Raw genomic sequence first — 25,168 nt, forward strand, 5'->3', positions numbered from 1 at the left:
ATGAACACTCTGGAGCTCAATGTCGGCGAGCATTACCAATATTGCGGTTCCGATTACCAGGTGGTCGCGGCCCAAGGCAATCGCTATCAGCTGCGCTCGCTGAAATTCAGCAAGCAAATCGTGATTCAGTCGTATGAGCGCCTGGTGCGCGCCTGGCGGAATGGCACCTTGGTCAAAACCCAGGAGGCACCGTTTGCTCCGCGGGTGGACCTGATCGTCGACGCATTGAATGCACGCCAGCAGAACATCATGGCTCAACGGCTGGCTTATGTACTACCCGTGTTGGAGCGCTGGGGCGGCCGTCTGCCTCGCCAGCCGGTGCTGACTTTGCTCTCCGAAATTGCCGCGCAGAGGGGCGAAGCGAGGCCGAGCTACGGTGCCCTTTACCTATGGATAAGAGCCTACCTGAGCATGGGCGAAAATAAGCTCGCTCTCGTCCCGCGAATCCGGAATTCGCCAACCCGGCGTGTTTTCAGGCAGCCAGAGGTTGTGCAAGAACTCATCCAGCTCAATTTGGCTCAATTGTTCTTTAAGCCTACGCCGTGCAAGAAAACCGACCTTATTAGTGCCATCCAATGCTCAATTAACGCCTGCAACGAAAAACGGCCTCCACACGATCAGCTTGCCTGTCCGTCGACCAGTACGCTGTACCGAATCATTACAGAATTGGACCGGTACGAGACCGACCGCCATCAGCTCGGTTATCGTCGAGCCATCAAAAGGCAAAAATGGAGTAAAAAATGTAGGCGGCCATTGGAGCTCTTCAACCTCGTCGAAGGCGATACGCATGAACTCGATGTGGAAACCGTCGATGAGAACGGCCACTTGACCGGACGCCTTTACTTGACTGCGCTGATTGAAGTGAGAAACAGGGTAATCACAGGATGGGACATCTCCTACAACCCGCCCAGCACCGAAAAGACGATGCGCGCGCTGAAACATTCACTGTTGAGTAGTAATCCCTATGGAGGACTGGCTCGCCGCTATCGTCTCGACAATGGAAGCGAATTCGCCAATGCCCGTTTGAAAAGCGTCCTTCAGGACCTTGGCAGTGACGTGACCTACTGTGAACCGGGTAATCCAGATCAAAAACCGCACATCGAAAGTTTCTTCAAGACCTGGACCACATCCATCGCCCATTGCATGCCCGGTACGACATTCTCGGGGCCAAATCCTTATGACTCCGAAGCCAATGCCACCCTCACCTTGGAGGACGTCATGAAAAATTTCGAAGATTGGCTCGCTACTGCATACCATCCAGGATTCCAAGATGGCTTGGGCAAATCACCCCTGGAAGCCTGGGACGAGGACCAGGCCAATACTCTCGCGTTCGAACGGAAAAGGTACAGCGAGGAAGACCTTAATCGCCATCTGCTGTGTGTCGCTTACGTCAAACCCAACAATGGCCGGTTGCGCTTCCAAGGACTCGCCTGGACGGGCCCAGCAGTGAGTTATCTGGCCACCCAGTATTCCGGCAAACCTAGGTCGCTGCGGCTGCTCTATGACATTTCCGAACTGGGCAAGGCCTGGGTCTGCGACCCTAATTCGCCAAGCGAACTCTTCGAAGTCATGGCGGTTGATCCCGATTATCAAAAGGGTTTGACCATGCACCTTCACGAAATGATCAAGGCCCGGCTCAGAGCCAGAAAGCAATCACCAAACTACAGTGCCGCACGCGAGGCGCGGGTTCAGATATTACGAGAACTGGCCAAAGCGAAAACCAAAACTGAATGGAAAACAAGGAAACGCGCGGAGGAGCGTGGCGACTTCAACGCTTGGCCGAGCTTGCCCGCCCCTTCAGTGGCTCGGGAGGATGACAGCAACAGACGTTATCAATTCCATCCTGATACCCCACCGGATTATGCGAGCGTGGTGACCAAACATGCTCGATGAATCGAAAGCTCAAGCCATGGTCGAATTCAATAAACAGACCGTGTTCTTTCCCAGCTATCAGTTCGCCTACTCCCAGCTTTCCAAAGCCGTGGAAGCCACTGAAATACGTAAAACGGCAAGCTGCGCCTTCATCATCGGGCCGTCCGGCTCCGGAAAATCTCGTCTGTGCGAGCTGTTCACCGATTCCTTTAATTCGCCGTATATAGAGTGCGATAAAGACGGCATATTCAAAATTATAACCGCGCTCTACTGCATCGTGCCCGCTCCGGTGACGATCAAGGGGATTTGCACCACGTTACTCAAAGCGCTGGGTGTTTACCCGCCGCACGGCGACGTGCATGCGCTTAACGAACTACTCCTCGATCGTCTAAAAAAATGCCGGGTCAGAGTCATAATCTTGGACGAAATCCAGCGCTTGTTGAAACCGGAAGCGGAGAAATCACGCGGCGTGACCTTGGATTGGCTGGTAACACTACTGAGCAAGGGTGAGATCCCCATCATGCTGGCAGGCACCGAAGAGTGCAAACTTCTGCTTAAGGAACAGAAAAAACAAAGTTTTTCACCGTTCATCAGAAGATACTGCTACGTCGCGTATCTGGAGCATTTCAAGTTCAGCGAGCTCGAAACCTCTGAGTACTACATGACGCTTAAGGTTCTTGATCAGCAGTTATTTAAGCTAATGAAGTTCGAAGGCGATGTTCATCTCCACGATCTGATGATCATGGCGCCGCTTTACGTTGCGAGCGTAGGAAGCCTGGAATACCTTCGACAAATCGTGCACGAAGCGGTTATCTGTGCCTTAACCCGTAACTCAACTACTCTCACCCGCCAGGACTTCTTCGAGGCCTGCCAATGCCTGAATCTCCCCAAACAGCTCAGTGAGACAACCAATCCATTCACTTTGACGCTGAGTGAGTGTCTAGCGTTGATAACGGCGTACACCAATGAACAAGCTAATCTTCGTACCAATTCCGCTCGCTGAAGAAAGCCCATACAGCTTGATCAGACGGGTAACACTGTTTCATGGATTTCACACGATTGGTCAATTCAGTAGCCACTGCGTGGGTGAATCAGCTGTACAACACATTGCAGTAACCCAGTCATCAGCGATCGCTCAATTTTTAGCAGAAGAGGCGGGGACCTATGCCCCCGCAGTACTCAGTGGATTTTACAAAACTGTAAACCGCGCCCAGACGATGAATTTGTTGGTCAGCGGAATTGAAATACCTAGCATTTATCTAAGGTTACGTTCTTTTGTGTACTGTGATGGCTGTTTCGAAGAGGGCTGGCAACGCCAAACTCAAGACATAAAACTTGCAGAATTTTGCCCATATCACCAGAAAAAATACTTGGCGCACTGCCCCGCATGCGGTGGAGATTTTAAGTGGTGGCATGCTCTACATGGCAAATGTCACTACTGTGGGGTTGTCCTTAAGTGTACTCCCTGCACTGCCCAAGACTGCAGGCATGAGCAATATCTTGTACAGAGTTTGAAGACCCACGATCAAGCTTACCTTGACAAGGTTATGAGAATTGCTCGCAATTTGGGAAGTGTTATGCAAAAAAAACCTACCGCCCCCGAGGCCAGCCGCTGCCAGATTAATGAAGCAGCTATGCTCATTGCGAATAATGATGCGCACGGAATTCTGCAACACCTATCAGCGTTACATAGCATATATCCCGATATCGATAAGTCTTGGATAGCCGCCCGTTTCTCAGGTTTCAAGAGCCCTGAAGTGAATGAAGCTATAAATGCCTTCATGAAAAGGACATCGTTTTCTCAGGACAGCATCCAGAGCGATACACCTTTTCTATTAACGGCCGGACAAGCCAGACGAAAAATGCAAGCGGAGGGCTTACGCTTCGCGAGCATAAGCCGGATATGCCAAAGCGTTAACGCAACGAGAAAATTCTTTACCAATGATGAAATTTTTGCATTATCTCTAGCGCTTGAAGAATATCACGCCAAGAGTGCTGGACGTTTACCCATCGCACAGTCAGAGATGTGGACTACCAAAGAGGTCGCAAGGCGGCTAAATGTAAAACCGAACGTCGTACAAACTTATTCCAGAGATGGTTTATTGCCATTCTATTGCGGCAAGAAGGGCAGGAAATTTTTTCTTCCAGCTGACGTGGATTGCCTACTCGATCCACTCCAACCTCCGCACTACATTGCAGCAACCTGCGGCGTTAAAGTCATAAAAATCCGCAAAGCCATTCTCGAATCCCAAGTTGAACCCAGCTACAATGCCGAACTCCACTGGTCGTACTGGCTATTTACCTCAGAAGACATCCAGTCAATCAAGCTAACGTTGGCACACAAAAAATCACGAGCCACGGAAGCGTTTCCGCTAATTCTACCAAACCTCCCAGCTGATCCAGTTTTTTTCGCAAAATTCCTGAGCTATGCGCAGACCGCGAAATCACTTCGAATTGAAAAAGCAGCCGTTCATGAGCTCATAAAGTGGCATTACTTGAAACATTGTTACATATCCGTGAAAAAAATCTACATTCCTAAAACGGAAATACAAAAATTCAAACAAAAATACTTAAATAGCAAAACCACAAGCAAAATTCTGAAAATTTCTGTAAACCGCCTGGCCGATGTGCTGCAGTTTTTTGGCATCCAGCCACTAATCTTTCCCGCCACAGCACAATCCCGAACCACTGCCATCTATAGAAAAAAAGAAATTTCAAAGTTTGCCATTCACCTAAGCACAGAAAAGCCTACGGAAAATCAAAATTACCTGAGCATTACTATAGCCGCTAAACGTGCACAAGTTTCCGAACACACCCTTAGAGCCCTGGCCTATCGCAATGTACTCTCTCACGTAGCGGGTAAGTCATCGTTTTATTTTCGGCCCAGCGTTCTGGATCTGTTTCGGAAGAAATTTTCGATTATTGAAACACTGCTGGCCCCAATGGGCTTTCCGTTAAGACCAACCCCTAGACTTATCGAGAAGCTGTACAAATATGACACCAAAGAAATACCACCCAGGACCAATACGGCGGAATTCTATCGAAGCAGCGCCGACATACTCTCGTATCTAAATTCAGAGACACCAATTGACTCCCCTATTTTAACCAAAATAAAAAAAGCGGCACATTTTTTCCGCCCTAAGGTACCAACTCTCCCGCCCGATTGCATATTGCTCAGCGTTGCCCTTGAACAATTCCGAATCAGCTACAACGATTTTCATGACACGTTTCTAAAGAAAGACTTTGTGTCACTAATCAGACATGAGAAGGAAAAATACCTAAACAGAAAAGATTTTGATAAGTGCCAACACATCCTCGCTTCGCACATCACCTGCGCAATGGCCGACAGATTGATTTTCAACAACTCCGGAACTAGTCGATGCTTGATTAGAAGAAGCATTCTGATAGGAGAACACCTATCCAATTTTATCGCCAAACCATTAATACAGCGGGACATGATATCGTATTACCTTATCAACCACCCCGTGAGCTCTTATCTCAAACTCAAATAATCACAAGCGCATTTAATACTCAATCGAGCAGGGTATCACTATCCTCTCCCAACATCACATCGATCTCCAACCACGACACTTCTTCAAGCCATTCGCACCCGATCTCTGCTCGCCACGCCCCCTGCCACTTTTAAACTTTACCCACATAGGACTAACTCGGTCACTGGGCAGTATTAAGCCGTGAACCTCCTACGGCCACCCGACAGCACTTTCACTCGTATAAGTTTTCGCCCAACAATATTCATCAGTATTATTTTTTTTGAAAACATGCATTTCAAGGCTTCATGAATTTCGCACCAACCACAGTCAACCATATCAACCTGAACAGAAATTGATCGGGAAGACCTCAGTGAACTGATGAGTGCGATCAAAGCGGTCTTATCAGGTTACAACTACTTCCCCAGTCAAGCCTTGAACCCTGTGCGTCGCGACGACGCGCGCTGGGCCGACCTGGAATTATTTAAATCCGTTAATGATCGAGAACTGATGGTATTACAACTTTTCGCCCAAGGTCGTACCAACAAGGAAATTGCCAAGGGGATGTTTCTCAGCAACAAGACGGTCAGCACTTATAAAAAACGACTCATGCAAAAACTCAAGGCCAAATCCCTGGTTGAACTCATCGATATGGCAAAACGTAATGCGTTAGTGTGAGAAACAGGATGCCCAGCCGTTTTAAGGATTATCTAATACTCATGGCCGCGGGTTTGTGCCTGAGCACCTCAGTACCCGCGGCTCAGACAGCCAGCGAGCACTACACCCTGCTCAGTCGCTCGACGGTCGGGCACATGGAAGTCCCACTGGATACCTCACAACGACAATGGGTTAAAGACAAACGTGAATTGATCCTGGGTACATCGGCCCCGGATTATCCTCCCTTCGACCTGACCCTCAGCGGCCACGACTATGAAGGTTTCACCGCTGATTACGCAGGCATCCTCGGCAAGGCCATAGGGTTGCCGGTCAAGGTTCAGCGCTTCGCTTCCCGAGGGGCCGCGATCGAGGCGCTGGGAAAAGGCCAGGTTGACATGCTCGGCACCGCCAATGGGTTTGAGGCCAACAATGCCGACATTGCCCTATCCACACCTTATGCGGTGGATCAACCCGTTCTGGTGACACGAGAAGGAGAAACCAGATCGCTGACTGATGGACTTGCCGGGATGCGACTGAGCATGGTGTATCACTATCTGCCTCTGGACGAGGTCAGGGCGTTGTATCCGAAGGCAATCATCACCTCCTACCCGTCCTACCAGAATGCAATCAATGCGGTCGCCTTCGACCAGGCCGACGTTTTTCTCGGCGACACCATTTCAACTCACTACATGATCAACAAGGGGTATCTGAACAACATCCGCATGGCCAACTTCGGTAAACACGAAGCCCATGGTTTCAGTTTTGCCGTGCAAAAGGGCAACCCGGATCTGCTCGGGATCATCAACGCGGTACTCAAGACCATCCCCACCAGTGAGCGAGAAAACATTGTCAAACGCTGGAGTGCCGGCAGCGACATTCTTCTCACCGATCACAAACTGCAACTCAGCCACCGCGAAGAACAGTGGCTGGCACAACATCCGGTCGTGCGCGTCGCGGTCAATGAAGCGTTTGCGCCGCTGACGTTTTTCGACAGCGACGGAAACTTTCGGGGTGTCACAGCTGACCTGCTCGAATTGATCAGATTGCGCACCGGTTTACGTTTCGAGATCCAGCGCAGCCGAAGCGATGACAAGATGATCGAGCAGATCGCTAACCATCAGGCCGACCTGATCGCCGCCCTGCTCCCCAGCGCGCAACGTGAAACGACGTTGAACTTCAGCCGCCCCTACCTGGAAAACTCCTTTGTGCTGCTGACGCGCAAAGCGGCCGACAGCCCGACAAACCTCACGCAACTGCAGGACAAACGCCTGGCCATCGCCCAGGGCAATCCACTGGTGGACTACCTGCGCGGCGAGTTTCCACGGATCAATCTGGTTGAAACCCCGGACACGTTCAGTGCCGTGGAGTTGCTCGCCGAGGGCCGGGCCGAAGGTGCGGTGAACTCACTGGTGATAGCCAATTACTTCATCACATCACGGATCTTCGAACAGACACTTCAGATCAGCACCACCATCGGCACCCGTCAGGCCGCGTTTTCCCTGGCGACAGGGCGCGACGCCAAAGAATTGAATGGCATCCTCGACAAGGCACTGCTGAGCATCTCACCGGAAGAGCTGGGCATCATCAACAACCGCTGGCGTGGCTATTCAGCGGCCTCGCAAAGTACCTGGCACAACTATCACCGCGTGTTCTATCAGATCGTTATCAGTGCCAGTGTGTTACTGCTGATATCCATTGCCTGGAACGCCTATATGAGGCGCCAGATAAAACAGCGGCAGGCGGCCGAGCGTGCATTGAACGATCAACTGGAATTCATGCGATCGCTGGTCAATGGCACGCCTCATCCCATTTACGTACGCGATCGCCAGGGATTGCTGCAAAGCTGCAACGACAGTTACCTGGAAACCTTCGGCGCGAAACGCGAAGACATCATCGGTAAAGGCATCATACCGGGCACCCTTGGCAACGCCTTCGAAGCACGGGAATATCAGGCGGACTACCAGCGCGTCATGACCGAGGGAACGCCACTGATTCTCGATCGTCCATTGCACATCGACGACCGCAAGCTGACGATCTATCACTGGATTCTTCCCTATCGAGACTCCAGCGGTGACGTGCAAGGCATCATTGGCGGCTGGATCGACATCAGCGAACGGCGGCAACTGTTCGATGAATTGCGGGCCGCAAAAGAGCAAGCCGATGCTGCCAACCGAGCTAAAAGCTCCTTTCTGGCGACCATGAGCCATGAGATCCGCACGCCCATGAATGCAATCATCGGCATGCTCGAACTGACGCTCAAACGTATCGATCACAGTCATCCGGATCGACCCGCCATCGACGTCGCGTACCACTCGGCGAAAGACCTGCTGGAACTGATCGGGGACATTCTCGATATTGCGCGCATCGAATCCGGGCGTTTGAGCCTGAGCCCGGAGCGCGTCAATCTGGCTGAAACCGTAGCCTCGGTGGTGCGGATTTTCGACGGGCTGGCCCGGCAGAAAAATCTCGGACTGCAATTGGAGTTCAGCCCTGCCAAACCGGCGTTCGATGTCCTGTTGGACCCGATGCGCTTCAAGCAGGTGCTGTCGAACCTGGTCAGCAATGCGATCAAGTTCACGCAACAGGGTCAAGTCAGTATCCGCGTGGAGTTGCAACCGACCGACCAGTCCGACCGGGTCAACCTGCAATTGCTGGTTGAAGACAGTGGCGCAGGGATCAGCGAGCAGGATCAACAGCGGCTGTTCGAGCCTTTCGTTCAGGCCGATAACTCCGGCCAGTTAGCCCGGGGCGGTGCGGGACTCGGCTTGGTGATCAGCCGCAATCTGTGCGAAATGATGGGCGGCAATCTGCAATTGAACAGTCAGCCGGGAGTCGGCACACAAGTCCGGATTTCGCTGAACCTGGCAACCCTGCCGATGGAACGCCGGCCGGAGCCTGCCGAGCCGCAAATCCACCCGAGTACTGCTCCCTTGAACGTTCTGGTGGTCGATGATCATCCGGCCAATCGGTTGCTCATGTGCCAGCAACTGGAATTTTTGGGGCATCGGTTCACTCTCGCAGCAGATGGCGAGGCGGGCTTCGAGGCATGGAAGAATCAGCCATTCGATCTGGTGATTGCTGATTGCAACATGCCGATCATGAATGGATATGAGCTGGTCCGTGCCATTCGCCAACATGAACAGCACCTGCAGCGTCCTTCTTGTATCGTTCTGGGTTTCACCGCCAATGCGCAGCCAGAGGAAAGACAACGCTGCAAACTGGCCGGCATGAACGATTGCCTGTTCAAACCCCTCAGCCTGACGGCCTTGAGCCAATGGGTCGAAGGCATCACGCCGGCCTGCGAGCCGGCCTTCAGTCTGGAAGGATTGCACCTGTTGACCGGTGGCAACCCGACATTGAACCAGCGATTGTTGACCGAACTGCTGAACAGCAACCGCCTGGACCGCAAAGCGCTGCTGGCGTTATCCGAGTCGAAGGACCGGCAGTCACTCCTCGACATTGCCCACAAAATCAAGGGCGCAGCCCGAATCGTCCAGGCCTCCAGACTGATCAGCAGTTGCGAGGCCCTCGAACAGGCCTGCAATAACAGACTCCACCCCGATGAAGTGGCCGATTGCAGCAAGTCCATGGAGCGCGCCATGCTCGAATTGGAGCAATCATTGCAACAACAGATGGCACGCCATGACAAAAGCACAATGAAGGAGCATTAACTATGCTTGGGGGCTGAGCAGTGCAGTACGCCAATCGCTTTCTCGACCCTCGACAAATTAATGCGGTCGACTCGTCAAGCCTACCGAACAGAGCCGGCTTGATAGTTTGATCAGCAATCGGTCAGACGCAGGAAAATCGCCGCCAGTTGCTCGATACCGGCCTGATCCTGCGCGGTAAAACGCGCGAGTGTCGGGCTGTCGAGGTCCAGCACACCGATCAGTCGACCGTCCTTGACCAGCGGCACCACCAGCTCGCTGTTCGAGGCACTGTCGCACGCGATGTGCCCGGGGAATGCATGTACGTCTTCGACCCGCTGTGTCCGCAAAGTGGCTGCCGCCGCCCCGCACACACCGCGATCGAATGGAATCCGTACACAGGCGATCTGCCCCTGAAACGGGCCAAGCACCAGTTCCTCGTTGCGATTCAGGTAGAAACCGGCCCAATTCAGGTCATCGAGCTGGTTGAACAGAAAGGCCGAAAATTGTGCGGCATTGGCGATAAAATCACGCTCGTCTGCCAGCAATGATTCCAGCTGCGCCCACAGCATGCCGTAGCCCTCCAGGCCCTGGCCGCTCTTTTGTAAATCGATCATGCCTTGTGCTCCAACAGCTTCAGCCCGACCCAATAACGGGCAAATTGATACGCGCAACGTCCGTTGCGATTGCCCCGCCCCGTGGCCCAGCGCACGGCGAGGATGTCCAGTGCTTCGTCACGCTGCCACTCGAGGCCGGCCTTGTCGGCCAATTGACCGATCCAGTGTTCGACGACGTTGAGGAAATGTTCCTGAGTAAACGGATAGAACGACAGCCATAGACCAAAACGGTCCGACAGCGCGATCTTGTCTTCCACCGCCTCACTGGGATGGAGTTCGCCATCGACCCTTTTCCAGTTTTCGTTATCGCTTTCCTTTTCCGGCACCAGATGGCGACGGTTGGAGGTGGCGTACAGCAGAACGTTGTCTGGTGCCTGTTCGAGCGAACCATCGAGCACGCTCTTGAGCACACGGTAATCGCCCTCGCCCGACTCGAACGACAGGTCATCGCAAAACAGCACAAAACGTTGAGGTAACCTGGCGATCTGCTCGACCACGCGCGGCAAGTCCGCCAGGTGATCGCGTTCGATCTCGATCAGCCGCAAGCCGCTCTTGGCATGTTCCGACAGCAAGGCGCGCACCAACGACGATTTACCGGTGCCACGCGAGCCCCAGAGCAAGGCATGATTGGCCGGCATGCCGTCGAGAAACTGTCGGGTATTGCGACCCAGTTGCTCCAGTTGCCGGTCAACGCCGATCAAGTCGGACAAACGCGTGTCCAGGCTGACTTGCAGCGGCAACAGAAAACCGCTGCGTCCCTCGCGCTGCCAGCGTGCGGCCAGGCAGTGCGTCCAGTCGATGGCTTGCCGAGGCGCGGGAAGCAGCGGCTCGATACGCGCCAGAACGGCATCGGCGCGTTCAAGAAAAGCATTCAATCGGGAATCCACGTCTTCTCCTCGAGCTCATTCACGGTAATGATGGCGATACAGCGACGAAACACAGCGTCTATCCCCTTACAGGTGTTTTGCGAGAACATCGGAATCCATTGATGATCGACTATGCTTGAGCAGCGAAGGGAAACGGAAGTGGTTCAACATCCCATGGATATCAAGTTCAGTCACCGGCTGTCGTACAAACAAGCCAAGCTTACGGTGCTGGTCGGTTTCATTCTGGGCACGCTGCTCAGCCTGGTTCAAATAGGCATCGATTATGCCAGCGAAGACGCTTCCATCAACCGTGAAATACTGTCGTTGCTGGAAATCAGCCATAACCCCGCCTCCCGCATCGCCTACAACATCGATGCCGAACTCGCTCAGGAACTGGCCCTGGGTCTGCTGCGCTCCCCGGCGATCATCGGCGCGCAATTGACCGACAACAACCATACCGTGCTGGCCAACGTCAAACGTCCGGGCCTGGAGAACACTGACCGGATGATCAGCGACTTCCTGTTCGGCGCCAACCGGCAATTCGAAGATCGCCTTTATCTCGACCATTTGCCGGACGAATCCCTCGGGACCTTGCGCCTGGAAGTCGATACCTACACCTTCGGCAGTCGTTTCCTGCGCCGGGCCGAAGTGACCCTGCTCAACGGCTTTGCGCGCAGCCTGATTCTCACGGGTATTCTCCTGGCGCTGTTTTACGTGATGCTGACCAAACCGCTGGTGCGGGTCATCCGCGAACTCAGCGGTCGTGACCCGCGCAGCGCGGAGCCGACGTGGCTGGAGTGTCCGACGGGGCATGAAAACGATGAAATCGGGGTGTTGGTCGAGGTCGCCAATCAGCAGTTCGAAAACATCGCCACCGAAATCCAGCAACGGCGCAACGCCGAAAATCGCCTGACCGATTACCTCTCGCAACTGGAAAACATCGTCTCGGCCCGCACCGCGGAACTCAAGGCGATCAACACCCGGCTCAGCCAATCCAACGAGGAGCTGGAAGTCGCCCGCAGCACTGCCCTGGACATGGCCGAAGCGCGCTCGGTATTCCTGGCCAACATGAGCCATGAAATCCGCACGCCTCTCAACGGTCTGCTGGGGATGATCGCGCTCTCGCTGGACGGCCCGCTGAATGCCGAGCAGCAGCAACAACTGTCTATCGCCCATGACTCGGGCAAAGTGCTGGTGGAACTGCTCAACGATATTCTCGACCTGTCGAAATTCGATGCCGGGCAGCTCGAGCTCGAACACATTCCATTCGACCTTGGTTCGCTGATTGAAGACACCGCCAACCTGCTGTCTCAGAACGCTGCGCCGAGTGTCGAGTTGACGTGCCTGATTGACCCGCAATTTCCCGCACTGGTGCTCGGTGATCCGACCCGGGTCCGGCAGATCGTCAGCAACCTGTTATCCAACGCCCTAAAGTTCACCCGTTTCGGGCGGGTCGATGTGCGTCTTTCAACGTTCGAAGACGGTGTGCGAATCGAAGTCTGCGACACTGGCATCGGCATCGCCCAGGAGGCGCAGGTCAAAATTTTCCAGCCGTTCACCCAGGCCGGTGCCGGCATTACCCGGCAATTCGGCGGGACCGGACTGGGCCTGGCGCTGACGTATAGCCTCTGCGAAACCATGCAGGGGCGTCTGACGATCAGCTCGGAAGCGGGCTTCGGCAGTCAGTTCTGCGCCGACCTGCCCCTGCCCTGCCATACCCGGGCCATTTCTCCGGCAGCACTGCGGGGCAACATCGTCGCGATTACCGCCGCCAGCAGCGGTCTGGCGGAATTGTTGAGCAGCCTGTTGCCCGGCTGGGGGCTCGACTATCAGCAGCGGTCCATCGATGACCGGTTGATCGGCCTGGAGCCGGATGTATTGATTACCGACTGCCCCGAATGCCTGTTTGGCCTGCGCCCTACCTTCACCGCGCCGATTCTGCTGGTGACCGCTTATGGCAGTTTCCTGCCCAGCGAGCAAGTCAATGCCCTGGCCCCCTTGCAGCAACAAGCGCGGCCTTTGGCGCGCAATGCGCTTTACCAGGCATTGCGGCGGATCTTGCAGCCGGAACTCCCCACGATCAACGGTGCCCGGATCGAAGCCATCTCACCCCAGCGACGCGGACGCATCCTGCTGGTGGAGGACAACCCGGTCAATCAGTTGGTGGCCAAGGGTATGCTCGGAAAACTCGGTTGCGAGGTGAGCGTCGCGGCCCATGGCGCCGAAGCGCTGGATCAGCTCGAGCAGAGCGAATTCGATCTGGTGCTGATGGACTGCAATATGCCGGTGATGGACGGCTATGAAGCCAGTCGACAGATCCGTCGCAGCGGGCGCTGGCCACAGTTGCCCATCGTCGCCCTGACCGCCAACGCCATGTCCGAAGAACGCGAACGCTGCCGTGCGGCAGGCATGAGTGACTACCTGGCCAAGCCTTTCCGCCGGGAAGAACTGGCCGCCCTGCTCGACTTGTGGATACCCACTACGACAGCGCTTTGATTTGCCCCAGCAGGTGATCGAGGCCATCGCGCAGATCATTCAGGCGATCCAGATCGACGCCGCTATCGCACAACAGCCGGGCCTTGAGCGGCCCGACCTGTTCGCGCAACGCCTTGCCGGTGGGCGACAGGCTCAAGTGCACCTCACGCTCATCGCGGGTCGAACGCTGACGCTGCACCAGTTGCAGTTGCTCAAGCCGTTTGAGCAACGGCGTCAAGGTCCCGGAATCCAGCGCCAGACGCTCCCCCAAGGCCTTGACCGTCGGCTGCTCCGGCGCCGCCTCCTGCCATTCCCACAACACCAGCATCGCCAGGTATTGCGGGTACGTCAGGCCCAACTGATCGAGCATCGGCTTGTAGGCACGGATCACCGCCCGAGAAGCGGCGTACAGCTTGAAGCAGAGCTGACTGTCGAGCTTCAGCGAATCAACGGACAACGTGTTCATTTGAGCAGGGCTTCGATCTCGCGGCTCAGGTCCTGCGGTTTGGTCGCCGGAGCGAAGCGCTTGACCAGCTGACCGTCCTTGCCGATCAGGAACTTGGTGAAGTTCCACTTGATGCCCTGGGAACCCAGCACGCCCGGTGCGCGCTTTTTCAGCTGCACGAACAGTGGATGGGCGTCGGCGCCATTCACTTCGATCTTCTTGAACAGCGGGAAACTCACCCCGTAATTCAACTCGCAGAACTCGGAAATCGCCCCCTCGTTGCCCGGCTCTTGCTTGCCGAACTGATTGCAGGGAAAGCCGAGCACCACCAGGCCTTGACCCTTGTAGGTCTGCCACAGCTCTTCGAGGCCTTTGTACTGCGGGGTGAAGCCGCATTTGCTGGCGGTGTTGACCACCAGCACCGCTTTGCCGGCGAAATCGGCCAGGGTCTTTTGCTCACCCTTGATGGTGGTGCAAGGGATGCTCAGCAGGTTGTCGCTCATGGCACGAACTCCGAGTGGAAGAACAAAGACCAAACATAGCGAGCAATTGAATTGTGTGCAATTTAAAGTAATGAACGCCGCTCATCTGTAGGAGCGAAGCTTGCTCGCGAAGACGACGGCACAGTCAATATCAGTGTTGAATGCCAAGACGCCTTCGCGAGCAAGCTCGCTCCTACAGGGCTCGCATTACGAGCGGGGAACGAGGTCCAGGCATACCGAGTTGATGCAATAACGCAGGCCAGTGGGTGGCGGACCGTCCGGGAACACATGCCCCAGGTGAGCATCGCATGTGGCGCAGACCACTTCAGTGCGGATCATGCCGTGGCTGACATCACGGATCTCGACCATCGCGCTGTCACCGATCGGCGCGTAGAAGCTCGGCCAGCCGCAGCCGGAATCGAATTTGGTCTTTGAGTCGAACAGCGGCGCGTTGCAGCAGATGCAGTGGTAAACACCGTCGACCTTGCTGTCGTTGTACTTACCGGAGAACGGCCGTTCGGTGCCCTTGAGGCGGCAAACGTTGTACTGCTCCGGGTCGAGCATTTCACGCCATTCTTCCAGGGTTTTTTCCAACTTTTCCATCATCACACCTCAGCAGTTGAAAAAGCCCGATCTGTACCTTTTCCACGGATCGGGCGGCACGTATGATTGCGCCTCGTCAAACGCCAGTCTGGCAGCCAGACCACGCGCATTCAAACGGATTCTGAGTGCCGTCGCTCAAGGCGTCAGGCCTGTGTGAATACGCAGGATTCCCAGCACGGTCGTTCATACGCCGCCTGGATCGTTCATTTTCGGGAACACATCGCCATGCAGGTCAGCAAATCGAACAAGCTCGCCAACGTCTGCTACGACATTCGCGGCCCAGTGCTCAAGCACGCCAAACGCCTGGAAGAGGAAGGCCATCGCATCCTCAAGCTGAACATCGGCAACCCGGCCCCCTTTGGTTTCGAAGCGCCGGATGAAATCCTTCAGGACGTGATCCGCAACCTGCCGACCGCCCAGGGCTACAGCGACTCCAAGGGGTTGTTCAGCGCTCGCAAGGCTGTGATGCAGTACTACCAGCAAAAACAGGTGGAAGGCGTCGGCATCGAAGACATCTACCTGGGCAACGGCGTTTCCGAGCTGATCGTGATGTCGATGCAGGCCCTGCTCAACAACGGCGACGAAGTGCTGGTGCCGGCTCCCGACTATCCGCTATGGACCGCCGCAGTGAGCCTGGCGGGCGGCAACGCGGTGCATTACTTGTGCGATGAACAGGCCAACTGGTGGCCGGATCTGGCCGACATCAAGGCCAAGATCACCCCGAACACCAAGGCTCTGGTGATCATCAACCCGAACAACCCGACCGGCTCGGTGTACTCGAAAGAAGTCCTGCTGGGCATGCTGGAACTGGCCCGTCAGCACAATCTGGTGGTGTTCTCCGACGAGATCTACGACAAGATCCTGTACGACGACGCCGTACACATCTGCACCGCCTCGCTGGCGCCGGATTTGCTGTGTCTGACCTTCAACGGCCTGTCCAAGTCCTATCGTGTGGCTGGCTTCCGTTCCGGCTGGGTCGCTATTTCCGGTCCGAAACATCACGCCCAGAGCTACATCGAAGGCATCGACATATTGGCCAATATGCGCCTGTGCGCCAACGTGCCGAGCCAGCACGCCATCCAGACCGCGCTGGGCGGCTATCAGAGCATTAACGATCTGGTGCTGCCCCAAGGGCGTCTGCTGGAACAGCGCAATCGTACCTGGGAATTGCTGAACGACATTCCGGGCGTGAGCTGCGTCAAGCCGATGGGCGCGCTGTATGCGTTCCCAAGGATCGATCCGAAAGTCTGCCCGATCCACAACGACGAGAAATTCGTGCTCGACCTGCTGCTCTCGGAGAAGTTGCTGGTGGTACAAGGCACGGCCTTCAACTGGCCATGGCCGGATCACTTCCGCGTGGTCACCCTGCCACGGCTCGACGACCTGGATCAGGCGATTGGCCGGATCGGCAACTTCCTCAAGTCCTACCGCCAGTAAGTGGCCTGTCACCGTGCGACGCTGATTAAAGTCGCACGGTGATTAATTCAGCAACACATCTGTGCACCCACCCTGCATCGTTGTTTCAAGCACTGACGGACGACACGTTTCATCCCCGCGCCTAACAACGGCGGGGGCTTGCGACGCTGATTGTCTGACAACCGTTTCCCATGCCAACGTCGGAAATGTCCTTCAAGCAGCTAGACTGTTGCTGTAGGACACAGTTTGAAATAGTCACTTGGTTGAATAGCTCGATGCAGCACCTTATATAACCCCGCAGTACGCTACATCTTTAGCACGAGGAGATTTCTACAACCATGATGCGCATTTTGCTGTTTTTGGCCACTAACCTGGCGGTCGTGCTGATTGCCAGCATCACCCTGAGCCTTGTCGGCTTCAACGGGTTCATGGCGGCCAACGGGGTTGATCTCAACCTCAATCAGCTGCTGATTTTCTGTGCGGTCTTTGGTTTCGCCGGCTCCCTGTTCTCGCTGTTCATCTCCAAGTGGATGGCGAAAATGAGCACCAGCACCCAGATCATCAGCCAGCCGCGTACCCGGCACGAGCAATGGCTGCTGCAAACTGTCGAGCAATTGTCCCGCGAAGCCGGGATCAAGATGCCCGAAGTCGGGATTTTCCCGGCCTATGAAGCCAACGCCTTCGCCACTGGCTGGAACAAGAACGACGCATTGGTCGCGGTCAGTCAGGGCTTGCTCGAGCGTTTCTCGCCGGATGAAGTGAAAGCCGTTCTGGCCCATGAAATCGGCCACGTGGCCAATGGCGACATGGTTACCCTGGCGTTGATCCAGGGCGTGGTGAACACCTTCGTGATGTTCTTCGCCCGGATCATCGGCAACTTTGTCGACAAGGTGATCTTCAAGAACGAAGAAGGCCAAGGTATCGCGTACTATGTGGCCACCATCTTCGCTGAACTGGTCCTGGGTATCCTGGCCAGCGCCATCGTCATGTGGTTCTCGCGCAAACGCGAATTCCGTGCCGACGATGCCGGTGCACGCCTGGCCGGTACCAGTGCAATGATCGGCGCTTTGCAACGCCTTCGCGCGGAACAGGGTCTGCCGGTGCATATGCCAGATACGTTGACTGCATTTGGCATCAACGGTGGCCTCAAACAAGGGTTCGCTCGCATGTTCATGAGCCACCCGCCGCTGGAAGAGCGCATTGACGCATTGCGTCGTCGGGGCTGATCGGTTCCGCACTAAAAGAAGAGGCCCGCAGTGAATGCGGGCCTTTTTTTGTCTGCTTGATTAATGCGGTGTTCATCTGGGCCTCTTCGCGGGCAAGCCTCGCTCCTACAGTTGACCGCGTGATCTGAATGGACGCGGTCCACTGTAGGAGCGAGGCTTGCCCGCGAAGAGGCCAGCAAACTCAACATACCTTAATGACTGGAAACCCGATAAACCCGCTCCTCCAACCGGGTGACACCGGCCTCAAGAAACTTCCAGCTCTCACCCAGAACGTCTTGATCCTCCAGAATCTTCAGCGCCCACACATCGCCGAACAACCGCCGCACTTCATCATCAAGCACAGCAAACGGCGGTCCGTCCATTTGCGCCTGGTCGTAATCCAGCGTAATCAAAAGCCCTAAAGAATCCTTCGGCAAAATCCGAATCAGATGAGCCGCGTATTGCTCACGCATCGCCGGCGGCAGGGCAATCAACGCCGCGCGGTCATACAGCGCGCTGCAATCGGCGACATCGCCTGCCGTCAACTCGAAGAAATCACCACACCACAACTCGATTGAACCGGCACGGTAGACCTTGAACGGCCCCTGCTCACTGACGTCCGGGTCAAATTGATGCTCACTGAAGAAATCCTCCACGGCCTTTTCCGACAGCTCAATTCCCAAGACCTCATGACCTTGGTGCGCCAGCCACAACAGATCCAGACTTTTCCCACACAGCGGCACCAGCACGCGAGCACCTTCTTCCAGGCTCAACGCTGGCCAGAACCGTTGCAGATAAGGATTCACTTCCGGCAGATGAAAGCCGATCTGATTCGACGCCCATCGTTTGTGCCAAAACTCCGGCTGCATAATTAACCCCGAAAAATTCGATCAAAAGACCCTAAAACTTATATTAGATTTAGATCAATGATCTGACTGAAGATGGTGCCATCTTACTCTCAGGAGCTCGTTCATGTTCCCCAGCCTGTATATCTCTCATGGCTCCCCGATGCTAGCCCTGGAACCCGGCGCCAGCGGACCGGCCCTTGCGAGTCTGGCCGCAGCATTGCCGAAACCCAAGGCCATCGTGATGGTTTCCGCGCACTGGGAAAGCAGCGAACTGCTGGTCAGCGGCAACCCTCAGCCTGAAACCTGGCACGACTTCGGCGGATTTCCTCAGGCCTTGTTCGAAGTTCAATACCCGGCTCCCGGCAATCCGCAACTGGCGGCGGAGGTGGTCGAGCTGCTGAAGGCCGATGATCTGCCGGCGCGCATCGACACCCAGCGACCGTTCGACCATGGCGTTTGGGTGCCCTTGTCGTTGATGTATCCGCACGCTGATATACCGGTGGTGCAGGTTTCGCTACCCACCCGTGGCGGCCCAGCCCTGCAAACCCGCATCGGCCATGCCTTGGCCAGCCTGCGCGAACAGGGCGTGCTGTTGATCGGCTCCGGCAGCATCACCCACAACCTGCGCGAACTGGACTGGCACGCCGGCCCGGAAAGCGTCGAACCCTGGGCCAAGGCGTTCCGCGACTGGATGATCGAGAAACTCGAAGCGAACGACGAAGCTGCGTTGCACGACTATCGTCAGCGAGCTCCGAACGCTGTGCGTAACCATCCGAGTGACGAGCATCTGCTGCCGCTGTACTTTGCCCGCGCGGCTGGGGGTGAGTTCAGCATTGCGCACCAGGGTTTCACCATGGGGGCGCTGGGGATGGATATTTATCGCTTTGGCTGACAGGTAGACCGAGTTGTCCCCTTCGCGAGCAAGCCCGCTCCCACACTGGATCTGCGTCGTACATGAATTCTGAATTCACTGAAGATCAAGTGTGGGAGCGGGCTTGCTCGCGAAGGAGGCGACTCCGCTCAAAAGCCGAGCAGAAACAGCAGGCAAAAAAAATCCCCGAACCAGTCGGGGATTTTTTATGTGCGATCAATCAGCTCGAGAGCGGATCAATCTTCGCGATAGCGACGCAGCTTCAACTGCTTACCGGCAACGCGAGTGTCCTTCAGTTTGGTCAGCAGCTTCTCCAGACCATCTTCCGGCAGCTCGACGAGGCTGAAGCTGTCACGCACCTGGATGCGGCCGATGGCTTCACGCGCCAAACCGCCTTCATTCAGGATGGCGCCCAGCAGGTTCTTGGCAGCGATACCATCACGCGCACCCAGCGCGGTACGGCAACGAGCACGACCTTCGGCCAATGGAACCGGAGCACGACGCTCGCGATCACCACGCTCCGGACGATCACCGGAACGCTCTGGACGATCGCCACGCGGTGCGTTGTTCGGCACCAGTGGACGTTCTTTCTCGATGGCGGCCAGGGTCAGCGCTTGAGCGTTGGTTGCCTTGCGCAGCAGAGCAGCGGCCAGTGCACGCGGGGTGCAACCGATGTCGGCAGTCAGGCGATCCAGCAGATCACCGTGAGTCGATTCGGCATCAGCGACCAGCGGCGACAGGCTGTTGGTCAGTTTCTTGATACGGGCATCGAGAACGGCCTGTGCATCCGGCAGACGAACTTCGGCAACCTTCTGACCGGTTACACGCTCGATCACTTGCAGCATGCGGCGCTCACGAGGAGTCACCAGCAGCAGTGCACGACCTTCGCGACCGGCACGGCCGGTACGGCCGATACGGTGAACGTAGGATTCAGGATCGTACGGCATGTCAACGTTGAACACGTGAGTGATGCGCGGAACGTCCAGGCCACGAGCGGCAACGTCGGTCGCCACAACGATGTCCAGACGGCCATCCTTGAGGGAATCGATCACGCGCTCACGCTGGTTCTGAGCAATGTCACCGTTCAGCGCAGCGGCTTTGTAGCCTTTGGCTTCCAGGGCACTGGCCAGGTCCAGGGTCGCTTGCTTGGTGCGCACGAACATGATCAGGGCGTCGAAATCTTCCACTTCCAGCAGGCTCAATACAGCCGAGGTCTTCTGGTCAGCGTGAACCAACAGGTGAGCCTGTTCGATCGCGGTAACGGTCTGAGTCTTGGTCTGGATCTTCACGTGTTGCGGATCGCGCAGATGGCGTTCGGCAATGGCACGGATCGACTGCGGCAGCGTGGCCGAGAACAATACGGTCTGACGGGTTGGAGGCAAGGCCTTGAAGATAACTTCGAGGTCGTCCATGAAACCCAGTTTGAGCATTTCGTCAGCTTCATCGAGAACCAGGTGGTTCACGGTAGCCAGAACTTTTTCGTCACGACGCAGGTGGTCGCACAGACGGCCCGGCGTGGCGACAACGATCTGTGCGCCATTACGGATTGCTTTCAGTTGTGGGCCCATAGGCGCGCCGCCGTAAACGGCCACAACGGTAACGCCCGGCATTTGCTTGGCGTAGGTTTCGAAAGCGGTTGCTACTTGCAGCGCCAACTCACGGGTTGGCGCCAGGATCAGGGCTTGCGGCTCGCGCTTTGCAGGATCGATGCGGTGCAGGATCGGCAGGGCGAACGCGGCGGTTTTACCCGTACCGGTTTGCGCTTGGCCAATCATGTCGTGGCCGGCCATGATGATCGGGATCGATTGCTGCTGAATAGCCGAAGGTTCTTCGTAGCCGGTCGCAATGACGGCTGCAAGAATATTCGGATTAAGATTAAAAGCGGCGAAGCCGCCGGTTTCCTGGGTCATGGGTCTGCCTCAAAGTGCATCCGCAAAGACCCATGCTCCAAAGCTGCGCATGCCGTGTAAGACTCAAGAGTCGCCCTGGCTGCTTTGTCGGCGGGGATTTGCGAAAACGAATGAATGAAAAAGATTCGTCAAGGAAGAGTCCGCTGTACGGACGTGCAGCCGAAGCTGGCTTCGGGGAATTGCGCTACCTAAACGCGGCCCGGTTAAAGGCCGGCGCGCACTATACCGGAATTCGCCCGAAAAGGGAGCTTTTTTTATCGGAAAAAACCGGCGTACAGCGTTGTGTCATGGGCTTTGCGGATAATCGTACGACGGTCTATTTTGCAAAGGCCCGGCCCTGCTGACGATGGCGCTAAAGCGGTTCACTCTTGTGAGGCAGACCGTCGGTCTCATGCCCCCTTCCCCACCCGAGGAAATGTCCTATGAATCAGCCCAGCCCCAGTCGTGTAACCCGTGAACGACGCGGTCATGTCCTGATGATCGGCCTGGATCGGGTGGCCAAACGCAATGCCTTCGACCTCGACTTGCTCAACGCACTCAGCCTGGCCTATGGCGAGTTCGAGGCCGACAGCGAGGCGCGAGTGGCGGTGGTGTTCGGTCATGGCGAGCATTTCACCGCCGGGCTCGATCTGGTCAGCGCCGGCGCGGCCCTGGCCGAAGGCTGGCAGGCACCGCCCGGTGGCTGCGACCCATGGGGCGTACTCGCCGGCCCCCGGGTCAGCAAACCGGTGATCGTCGCGGCGCAAGGCTACTGCCTGACTGTTGGCATCGAGTTGATGTTGGCTGCCGACATCAACCTGTGCGCCAGCAATACCCGTTTTGCCCAAAAGGAAGTGCAGCGCGGGATCTTCCCGTTCGGCGGCGCCACCTTGCGCCTGCATCAGGTCGCCGGCTGGGGCAATGCCATGCGCTGGTTGCTCACCGGCGATGAATTCGACGCTCATGACGCCTTGCACCTGGGATTGGTGCAGGAAATCATGGCCAGCGAGGACTTGTTGCCACGAGCTATTGAATTGGCGGAGCGGATTGCCCGGCAGGCACCGCTAGGGGTTCAGGCGACATTGATGTCTGCCCGGCAGGCGCGTTATGAGGGTGAAACCGCGGCAGCTCAGGCATTGCCGGCGCTGGTGAAGAAGTTGCTGAACAGCGAGGATGCCAAGGAGGGTGTGCGGTCGATGGTCGAGAAGCGGCCGGGTGTTTTCAAAGGGCTTTGAGGTATGTATTGACGGGAAGGAAGCCTTCGCGGGCAAGCCCGCTCCTACAGGTTTGGGGTCATTCACATTTCCGGCGGACGACATAAAACCTGTAGGAGCGAGGCTTGCCCGCGAAGAGGCCCTAAAGGCCAACCACCCTCTATGTCGCCGGCCGTATCGCCTTGATCAACGACTGCAACGAATACCCCAATCGCGGCGCAAGACCTTCGGCGCGTGCGATCAGCCCATCCATATCCAGTGCCTGATCCAGCTCCGATGGCACGATCAGAATCACGTTGCCCTCCTTCACCGGCAACTCCCAGTAATGCCGGTGATAGAGACCACGCAACAACGCTGCTCCCAACGGTCTACCATCGTCGGTGGCCCACTGGTTGATCACCAGCCAGCCACCCGGATTCAACCGCTTCTGACAGTTTTCCAGAAAACCCCAGGCCAGATGCCCGACACCCGGCCCGACATCGGTATAGAGGTCAACGAAAATCAGATCGGCCGGTTCAGCGGTTTCGAGTAGCTCCAGGGCATCGCCGACGCGAATGTACAGCCGCGGATCATCATCCAGCCCGAGGTATTCGATGGCCAGGCGCGGTACATCCGGACGCAGCTCGATGGCTTCGACGTCCTCCAGCGGCAGGAACTTGAGGCAAGCCTGGGTCAGTGTCCCGGCACCGAGGCCGAGGAACAGCGCGCTTTCCGGCTGTTCGTGGCACAGCGCGCCAATCAGCATCGCCCGGGTGTAATCGTACTCGAGCCAGCTCGGGTCAGCGGTGAACACGCAGCTCTGTTCGATGGCATCACCGAACTCCAGAAAACGGTAATCAGCCACTTCCAGCACGCGAATCACGCCGAATTCATCCTGTACCTCGGCGAGCAAATGCTCGACGCGCTCCTCAGTCATTTCGTCTCCTGATCGTTACCGGGCCCGCAACGCAGTCAATAGCAGCGCAATAAGGCGGCAAAGGCGCGATTGTCCGCGAAGCGACGGGAGCAGGTCACGCACTAATTGCTGATAACATAACCGTCCGAGCGGAAAACACTAGAGACTGCAATGAGCCAACCCTGGAGCCCTGACAGCTGGCGCGCCCTGCCGATCCAGCAACAACCCCACTACCCCGACGCGGCGCATTTGCTGCACGTCGAGCAAACTCTGGCGAGCTATCCACCGCTGGTGTTTGCCGGTGAAGCCAGGGAGTTGCGTCGTCAGTTTGCCGAAGTGACCCAGGGCCGGGCGTTTCTGTTGCAGGGCGGCGACTGCGCCGAAAGCTTCGCCGAATTCTCCGCTGCAAAAATTCGCGATACGTTTAAAGTGTTGCTGCAAATGGCGATCGTCATGACCTTCGCCGCCGGTTGCCCGGTGGTCAAAGTCGGACGCATGGCCGGCCAGTTCGCCAAACCCCGTTCGGCCAACGATGAAACCATCAACGGCGTGACGCTGCCGGCCTACCGTGGCGATATCGTCAACGGAATTGGTTTCGACGAAAAAAGCCGTGTGCCGGACCCGGAACGTTTGCTGCAGTCGTATCACCAGTCCACCGCGACCCTGAACCTGCTGCGTGCCTTTGCCCAGGGCGGCTTTGCCGACCTGCATCAGGTGCACAAGTGGAACCTGGACTTCATCGCCAACTCGGCGCTGGCCGAGAAATACAGCCATCTGGCCGATCGCATCGATGAAACCCTGGCCTTCATGCGCGCTTGCGGCATGGACAGCTCGCCGCAACTGCGCGAAACCAGTTTCTTCACCGCCCACGAAGCGCTGCTGCTGAACTACGAAGAAGCGTTCGTGCGCCGCGACAGCCTGACCAACGACTACTACGACTGCTCGGCCCACATGCTGTGGATCGGCGACCGTACCCGTCAACTGGACGGCGCGCATGTCGAATTCCTGCGCGGAGTGCACAACCCGATCGGCGTGAAGGTCGGCCCAAGCATGAACCCCGAAGACCTGATTCGCCTGATCGATGTGCTCAACCCGGACAACGATCCGGGCCGCCTGAACCTGATTGCGCGAATGGGCGCGAACAAGGTCGGCGATCACCTGCCGCAGCTGATCCGCGCCGTGCAGCGTGAAGGCAAGCAGGTGCTGTGGAGCTCCGACCCGATGCACGGCAACACCATCAAGGCCAGCAGCGGCTACAAGACCCGCGATTTTGCGCAGATCCTTGGCGAGGTGAAACAGTTCTTCCAGGTTCACGAAGCAGAAGGCAGTTATGCCGGTGGCATCCATATCGAAATGACCGGACAGAACGTCACCGAATGCATCGGCGGCGCGCGGCCGATTACCGAGGATGGCCTGTCGGATCGTTACCACACCCACTGCGACCCGCGGATGAATGCCGATCAGTCGCTGGAATTGGCGTTTTTGATTGCTGAGACCCTGAAGCAGGTACGGCGGTGAGTCAGTAAGTCTTTGGTTGCTTGATCCACCGCTTTCGCGAGCAAGCCCGCTCCCACATCTATGGTTACCCCCTTTTCTGCAATACTGTTTTTGATGCGTGTTTGGCTTGCTTTCATCTATCCGGCGTCTGAGTGGGGCTGTGGCCCCGCGCCTCGATGAG

19 protein-coding genes and 1 pseudogene are annotated in these 25,168 nt (G+C 56.4%); 12 read left to right on the plus strand and 8 right to left on the minus strand.

Annotated features, from left to right (window positions below; genetic code table 11):
* From MEB48_RS20545 to MEB48_RS20565, 5 genes and pseudogenes are all read left to right on the plus strand, one after another.
* Positions 1 to 1,893 (plus strand): integrase catalytic domain-containing protein, encoded by a 1,893-nt coding sequence (locus tag MEB48_RS20545; protein WP_237885760.1) that lies wholly within the window; start codon positions 1 to 3, stop codon positions 1,891 to 1,893.
* Complete coding sequence (locus MEB48_RS20550; protein WP_237885761.1) at positions 1,883 to 2,875, plus strand: ATP-binding protein; 993 nt, start codon at positions 1,883 to 1,885, stop codon at positions 2,873 to 2,875. The genes MEB48_RS20545 and MEB48_RS20550 overlap by 11 nt, the downstream gene beginning before the upstream one ends.
* Entirely contained in the window at positions 2,838 to 5,384 is a 2,547-nt protein-coding gene (locus MEB48_RS20555; RefSeq protein ID WP_237885762.1) for a TniQ family protein, read from the plus strand. Before MEB48_RS20550 ends, MEB48_RS20555 begins: the two co-directional genes overlap by 38 nt.
* A gap of 336 nt (positions 5,385 to 5,720) precedes the next feature.
* A pseudogene (locus tag MEB48_RS20560) lies at positions 5,721 to 6,038 on the plus strand (LuxR C-terminal-related transcriptional regulator); the annotation flags it as partial.
* A gap of 8 nt (positions 6,039 to 6,046) precedes the next feature.
* Positions 6,047 to 9,688 (plus strand): transporter substrate-binding domain-containing protein, encoded by a 3,642-nt coding sequence (locus MEB48_RS20565; protein WP_237885763.1) that lies wholly within the window; start codon positions 6,047 to 6,049, stop codon positions 9,686 to 9,688.
* Positions 9,689 to 9,798: 110 nt separating this feature from the next.
* On the opposite strand, the gene MEB48_RS20570 is transcribed toward MEB48_RS20565, so the two are convergent.
* Both MEB48_RS20570 and MEB48_RS20575 read right to left on the minus strand, forming a co-directional pair.
* Positions 9,799 to 10,281, minus strand: a complete 483-nt coding sequence (locus tag MEB48_RS20570; protein WP_237885764.1) for a GAF domain-containing protein — start codon at positions 10,279 to 10,281, stop codon at positions 9,799 to 9,801.
* Positions 10,278 to 11,168 (minus strand): ATP-binding protein, encoded by an 891-nt coding sequence (locus MEB48_RS20575; RefSeq protein WP_237885765.1) that lies wholly within the window; start codon positions 11,166 to 11,168, stop codon positions 10,278 to 10,280. The genes MEB48_RS20570 and MEB48_RS20575 overlap by 4 nt, the downstream gene beginning before the upstream one ends.
* 153 nt (positions 11,169 to 11,321) lie before the next feature.
* Between MEB48_RS20575 and MEB48_RS20580 the strand changes: the two genes are divergently transcribed.
* On the plus strand, positions 11,322 to 13,643 hold the full coding sequence (locus MEB48_RS20580) for a hybrid sensor histidine kinase/response regulator (protein WP_237885766.1): 2,322 nt from the start codon (positions 11,322 to 11,324) through the stop codon (positions 13,641 to 13,643).
* On the opposite strand, the gene MEB48_RS20585 is transcribed toward MEB48_RS20580, so the two are convergent.
* The 3 genes from MEB48_RS20585 to msrB form a co-directional block, all read right to left on the minus strand.
* The gene (locus tag MEB48_RS20585; protein WP_237885767.1) at positions 13,627 to 14,088 is read right to left on the minus strand and encodes a MarR family winged helix-turn-helix transcriptional regulator; all 462 of its coding nucleotides are present in this window, start codon (positions 14,086 to 14,088) and stop codon (positions 13,627 to 13,629) included. The genes MEB48_RS20580 and MEB48_RS20585 overlap by 17 nt on opposite strands.
* Positions 14,085 to 14,570 carry a glutathione peroxidase gene (locus MEB48_RS20590; protein ID WP_237885768.1) on the minus strand — a complete coding sequence of 162 codons (486 nt, stop codon included), beginning with the start codon at positions 14,568 to 14,570 and terminating at the stop codon, positions 14,085 to 14,087. The genes MEB48_RS20585 and MEB48_RS20590 overlap by 4 nt, the downstream gene beginning before the upstream one ends.
* Positions 14,571 to 14,756: 186 nt before the next feature.
* Positions 14,757 to 15,152, minus strand: a complete 396-nt coding sequence (gene msrB, locus MEB48_RS20595; protein ID WP_030132314.1) for a peptide-methionine (R)-S-oxide reductase MsrB — start codon at positions 15,150 to 15,152, stop codon at positions 14,757 to 14,759.
* A gap of 225 nt (positions 15,153 to 15,377) precedes the next feature.
* On the opposite strand from msrB, the gene MEB48_RS20600 reads away from it, so the two are divergent.
* On the plus strand, positions 15,378 to 16,589 hold the full coding sequence (locus MEB48_RS20600; protein ID WP_030132315.1) for a pyridoxal phosphate-dependent aminotransferase: 1,212 nt from the start codon (positions 15,378 to 15,380) through the stop codon (positions 16,587 to 16,589).
* 317 nt (positions 16,590 to 16,906) lie between these two features.
* On the plus strand, positions 16,907 to 17,794 hold the full coding sequence (htpX, locus tag MEB48_RS20605) for a protease HtpX (protein WP_237885769.1): 888 nt from the start codon (positions 16,907 to 16,909) through the stop codon (positions 17,792 to 17,794).
* A gap of 191 nt (positions 17,795 to 17,985) precedes the next feature.
* Here htpX and MEB48_RS20610 read toward each other — a convergent pair whose 3' ends face one another.
* Positions 17,986 to 18,642, minus strand: coding sequence for a thiopurine S-methyltransferase (locus MEB48_RS20610; RefSeq protein WP_237885770.1), 657 nt, complete (start codon positions 18,640 to 18,642; stop codon positions 17,986 to 17,988).
* A gap of 103 nt (positions 18,643 to 18,745) precedes the next feature.
* On the opposite strand from MEB48_RS20610, the gene MEB48_RS20615 reads away from it, so the two are divergent.
* Positions 18,746 to 19,513 (plus strand): DODA-type extradiol aromatic ring-opening family dioxygenase, encoded by a 768-nt coding sequence (locus tag MEB48_RS20615; RefSeq protein ID WP_237885771.1) that lies wholly within the window; start codon positions 18,746 to 18,748, stop codon positions 19,511 to 19,513.
* A 215-nt stretch (positions 19,514 to 19,728) separates the two neighbouring features.
* Here MEB48_RS20615 and MEB48_RS20620 read toward each other — a convergent pair whose 3' ends face one another.
* Positions 19,729 to 21,402: a DEAD/DEAH box helicase gene (locus MEB48_RS20620; protein ID WP_237885772.1), complete on the minus strand. Its 1,674-nt coding sequence runs from the start codon at positions 21,400 to 21,402 to the stop codon at positions 19,729 to 19,731.
* 110 nt (positions 21,403 to 21,512) lie between these two features.
* Between MEB48_RS20620 and MEB48_RS20625 the strand changes: the two genes are divergently transcribed.
* A complete protein-coding gene (locus tag MEB48_RS20625) occupies positions 21,513 to 21,746 on the plus strand; it encodes a hypothetical protein (protein WP_237885773.1) in 234 nt (77 codons plus the stop codon).
* A 78-nt stretch (positions 21,747 to 21,824) separates the two neighbouring features.
* Positions 21,825 to 22,616, plus strand: coding sequence for a crotonase/enoyl-CoA hydratase family protein (locus MEB48_RS20630; protein ID WP_237885774.1), 792 nt, complete (start codon positions 21,825 to 21,827; stop codon positions 22,614 to 22,616).
* A gap of 139 nt (positions 22,617 to 22,755) precedes the next feature.
* Here MEB48_RS20630 and MEB48_RS20635 read toward each other — a convergent pair whose 3' ends face one another.
* A complete protein-coding gene (locus MEB48_RS20635) occupies positions 22,756 to 23,511 on the minus strand; it encodes a spermidine synthase (protein WP_237885775.1) in 756 nt (251 codons plus the stop codon).
* A gap of 150 nt (positions 23,512 to 23,661) precedes the next feature.
* Here MEB48_RS20635 and MEB48_RS20640 point away from each other — a divergent pair, with 150 nt between their 5' ends.
* Positions 23,662 to 25,008 carry a class II 3-deoxy-7-phosphoheptulonate synthase gene (locus MEB48_RS20640; RefSeq protein ID WP_123357693.1) on the plus strand — a complete coding sequence of 449 codons (1,347 nt, stop codon included), beginning with the start codon at positions 23,662 to 23,664 and terminating at the stop codon, positions 25,006 to 25,008.
* The last annotated feature ends 160 nt before the right edge of the window (positions 25,009 to 25,168 follow it).

The sequence above is a fragment of the Pseudomonas sp. PGPR40 genome (assembly GCF_022014505.1).
GTDB lineage: Bacteria > Pseudomonadota > Gammaproteobacteria > Pseudomonadales > Pseudomonadaceae > Aquipseudomonas.